The sequence below is a fragment of the Aeromonas sp. 603079 genome, assembly GCF_049172135.1.
GTDB lineage: Bacteria > Pseudomonadota > Gammaproteobacteria > Enterobacterales > Aeromonadaceae > Aeromonas > Aeromonas veronii.
Window position 1 is genome coordinate 1 of record NZ_JAAKPX010000042.1, and the last position, 4231, is coordinate 4231.

The 4231-nt window shown below is 57.1% G+C and carries 2 protein-coding genes; both read left to right on the plus strand.

Going from position 1 to position 4231, the window contains the following annotated elements; genetic code table 11:
- Window positions 1-469: 469 nt before the first annotated feature.
- Complete coding sequence (gene tmaR / locus G5287_RS20715; RefSeq protein WP_005336024.1) at window positions 470-787, plus strand: PTS system regulator TmaR; 318 nt, start codon at window positions 470-472, stop codon at window positions 785-787.
- Between the two features lie 208 nt (window positions 788-995).
- Window positions 996-4079, plus strand: a complete 3084-nt coding sequence (locus G5287_RS20720) for a transglycosylase domain-containing protein (RefSeq protein ID WP_227341864.1) — start codon at window positions 996-998, stop codon at window positions 4077-4079.
- The last annotated feature ends 152 nt before the right edge of the window (window positions 4080-4231 follow it).

Below are 4231 nucleotides of genomic sequence, written 5' to 3' on the forward strand. Positions count from 1 at the left end.
TTAGAATACCGGCCTGTCACGCCGGGGGTCGCGGGTTCGAGTCCCGTCCGCTCCGCCACTAATTTGAAGGCCTTCCCGATTGGGAAGGCCTTTTTGCTATGGGCGGTTTTACCCACTGACTCCGATGGTTGCACACCAGAATGAACGTCAAAGCCCAGTCTCACGACCGGGCTTTGGTGTTTTTAGCGTGTTAAACAGCCAGTGTTAGCATTTATCTGAAGGAAGAGAACTAAAACCCTGTTATCTCCTCCATTTTCTATCTATATCAAGCTCTTATCTGATGGATTACTGGCCATTTTAACTGGTTTACTTTTGGCCAAACTCTGTTCATGGCGCGCGATTAGGGTTGTATCTCGTTTATAACTCGGTAGAGTAAGGGCATCTTGAGTTTGCCTGTCCCGCGCTGAGTGTGTCGGGCTCCAGGTGTAACTTGGCCAGTTTTTATCAACCTTAAGTCAGTGGTATCGATATGGAACAAGTAAATAAGTCCACCTTCAGCGATGTACTGGAATATGTGCGTATGTCCCGTCGCCAGAACAAACTCAAGCGTGAAATTGCGGATAACGAGAAGAAGATCCGTGACAACCAGAAGCGCGTGCTGCTGCTCGACAACCTGAGCGACTATATCAAGCCGGGCATGAGCATTGATGATGTGCAGGCGATCATCGCCAACATGCGTGCCGACTATGAAGAGCGCGTGGATGACCACATCATCAAGAACGCCGAGCTCTCCAAAGAGCGTAAAGAGCTGAGCACCAAGCTGAAGGGCATGAGCTCTCACAAATAAGCGTTGCGCTTTCGCTTAAGAAACACCGGCCACTGGCCGGTGTTTTGTTATCAGCTCGGATCTCTGCCACTCCTGCAACAATCGGCTCCCCTTTTTAGAATTGCCCTGTTACCATCACTACAAAGCGGTCAATAGTTTCAAGCCATTGACTTGAAAAGACTAAGCTTGAGTGAAACACAATAAATTGCGCAACCATGGTGGGGCTGATATGGGCGCATCAGAACAGACGGATTTGACACAAGTGGCATCTCAAGATTCATCTGTCCAGACCTCGGACGGGAACCCAAAGCGCAAGCGTCGTCCCTGGTGGCGTTGGCTGTTCTGTTTTCTCTTTTTATTGTGCTTGGGGGCGGTGATCGCTCTGGTTGGCTATGAGATGAAAACCTCGAAGCTGCAATCTCAGGAGATCTCCCGCTATGCCGCCAAGCTCACCTATCAGGTCGAGCCAGGCCAGAGCAAGCAGATCGCTTTCCCTGAGGATGGCCCGTTCGACAAGCGGCTCGGCTATGTGCAACTGCCGATGATGCAGGAGCGTTTGCTTCAGCGGGGCTATGAAGTCAGCAAGCAGGTGCATTTCTCCGACGCGCTCTATGACTACGCCAGTCGTGGCTTCTTCGTGCCCTATACCGAGAAGGTGCAGGCTGGCCTGACGTTGCACGATTGCCGCGCAGAACCTTTCTATCAATTCAAGTATCCGACCCATCACTATCCGGATTTTGACTCCATTCCGCCTCTTGTCATCCAGTCGCTGCTGTTTATCGAGAACCGCGACTTGCTGAGCAACGAAGAGCCGTTGGCCAACCCGGCGGTCGACTGGCCCCGTTTTGCCAAGGCCGCGCTCTCTCAAGTGGGCAAGGCGCTCGATATGCAGGATCAATCTGCCGGTGGCAGTACCCTGGCGACCCAGGTGGAGAAGTATCGCCACTCGCCGGATGGCCTGACCCTGTCGCCGACCGAGAAGATCCGTCAGATGGCCTCTGCCAGCGTGCGGGCTTATCGTCTCGGGCCGGACACCCTCGAAGCGCGCAAACTGGTCGCCTGGGCCTACCTCAACTCGGTACCGCTCTCGGCTGCGCCGGGATATGGTGAAGTGCATGGTCTGGGAGATGGTCTCTGGGTCTGGTTTGGTGCCAATGTTGATGACGTGAACCGTCTGCTGGACCCCGCCCGCAACCAGAACACACCGCTGGCCGAACAGGGGCTTGCCCTGCGTCAGGTCGTCTCGCTGATGATTGCGCACCGCCGTCCCTCTTACTATCTGGCTCAAGGGCGAGAGGCATTGGCTACCCTGACCGACAGCTACCTGCGCCTGTTTGTGCAGGAGGGAATGATCACGCCACCTCTGATGGAGGCGGCGCTCAAGGCCAAGATTACGTTTCGTGACTTCCTGCAGTCCCCGGCTATCACCCGGGTGAACAACAACAAGGGGTTGCAGGTTGCCCGTACTCGCCTGAGCCGTCAGCTCGGAGTACAGCTCTATGACCTCGACCGGATGGATCTGACCGCCGATACCAGCCTCAACATGCCGTTGCAGAACGAAATCTCCCGTTATCTGCAACAGCTGGCCGACCCGACGTTTGCCGCTCAGGTAGGGCTGTTTGGTGAGCGCCTGCTCTCGCCGGAGAAGACCGGCGATGTGCGCTACAGCTTCACCCTGTTCGAGAAGTCGCCGGAAGGGTTCAAGGTGCGGGTGCAGACCGACAACACCGATCAGCCGTTCGATATCAACGAAGGTTCAAAGCTGGAGTTGGGCTCAACCGCCAAGTTGCGGGTGCTGACCACCTATCTGGAGATCGTGGCCGAGCTGCACGACAACTATGCCGGGATGCCGGTCGAGAATCTGCGCAAGCTGGCTGCCGTCTCTCAGGACAACCTCAGCCGTTGGGCCATCTCCTATCTGATGACGGCTCAGGACAAGAGCCTGCCTGTGATGCTGGAAGCGGCGCTGGATCGCAAATACTCCGCCAGCCCCAACGAAGGGTTCTTTACCGGTGGCGGCATGCACACCTTCAACAACTTCCGCCGCGAGGATAACAATCGTATTCCGACGTTGCGTGACTCTTTGCGTGAGTCGATTAACTTGCCCTTTGTGCGGCTGATGCGCGATATCGTGCGCTACAGCCTCTACAAGGAGGGCAACCGTGCCCAGTTGCTGAAGGATGACAAGGATCCCCGTCGTCAGGAGTATCTGGCCAAATTTGCTGACAAAGAGGGCCAGACCTATCTGCTGCGCTTCTGGCGCAAATATCGCGGCAAGACTCCCGAGGAGCAGCTCGATACCTTCCTTGACGGTCTCAAGCCGAGTGCGGTACGTCTGGCGGCGGTTCACCGCTACCTGATGCCGGAAGCCAGCGAAGCCGCATTTGCTGCCTTCCTGGCGGAGCGGTTGCCGCGGGAGAAGTTGAGCGCCAAGCGGGTCAATCAGCTCTATGTGAGCTATGGCCCGGGCAAGTATTCACTGCCGGATCAGGGCTACATCGCCCGGGTTCACCCGCTGGAGCTGTGGTTGCTGGCCTATCTCAAGGAGTTCGACAAGGCGACCTTTGCCGACGCGGTGGCGGCCAGTCGTGACGAGCGACAAGAGGTCTACAGCTGGCTGTTCAAGACCCGTCATCGCAGTGCCCGTGACAGCCGGATCCGCACCATGCTGGAGGTTGAAGCCTTCCTCGATATCCATCAGCGCTGGGCCAAGCTCGGTTACCCGTTCGACCATCTGGTGCCTTCGCTGGCGACCGCGTTGGGTAGCTCCGGCGATCGCCCGGCTGCACTGGCCGAGCTGATGGGGATTATCCAGAATGGCGGTGTCCGCTCGCCAACCCTGCGTATCGAGCACCTCTCGTTCGCCAAGGGGACGCCCTTCGAGACCGAGTTTGAGCCGCAGCACACCGAGGGTACCCGGGTGATGCCGGCAGAGGTGGCGGCCGCCCTGCGCAGTGCGCTTTCCAAGGTGGTTGAAGGGGGCACGGCAAGACGTATCGCCGGTGCCTTTACCCTGCCGGATGGCACTGTGCTGCAGATGGGGGGCAAGACCGGGACCGGGGATAACCGGATTGAAACCGTGGGTCGTTATGGCAACGTGACCAGCTCGCTGGCGCGCAACCGCACCGCGACCTTCGTTTTCTATCTGGGTGAGGATCACTTCGGTACCCTGACCGCCTATGTACCGGGTAGCCAGTCTGACAAGTTCCGCTTCACCTCGGCGCTGCCGGTGCAGGTGCTCAAGGGGATGGCTCCCCTGCTGACGCCTTACCTGCAACCGGGCTCCCATACCCAGTGTCTGGCGAACCAGTGATGTGAGCGAATTACCGCTCATCACGCAGATAACTGACCAGAAAAAACGGGGAGGCTGACAGCCTCCCCGTTTTTATTTGGCTCTGTCCCAATTACGTGTTGAAAGGCTAATCTTGAAGTAGGCCATCACCTTGAGGTCTACCATCATGGATA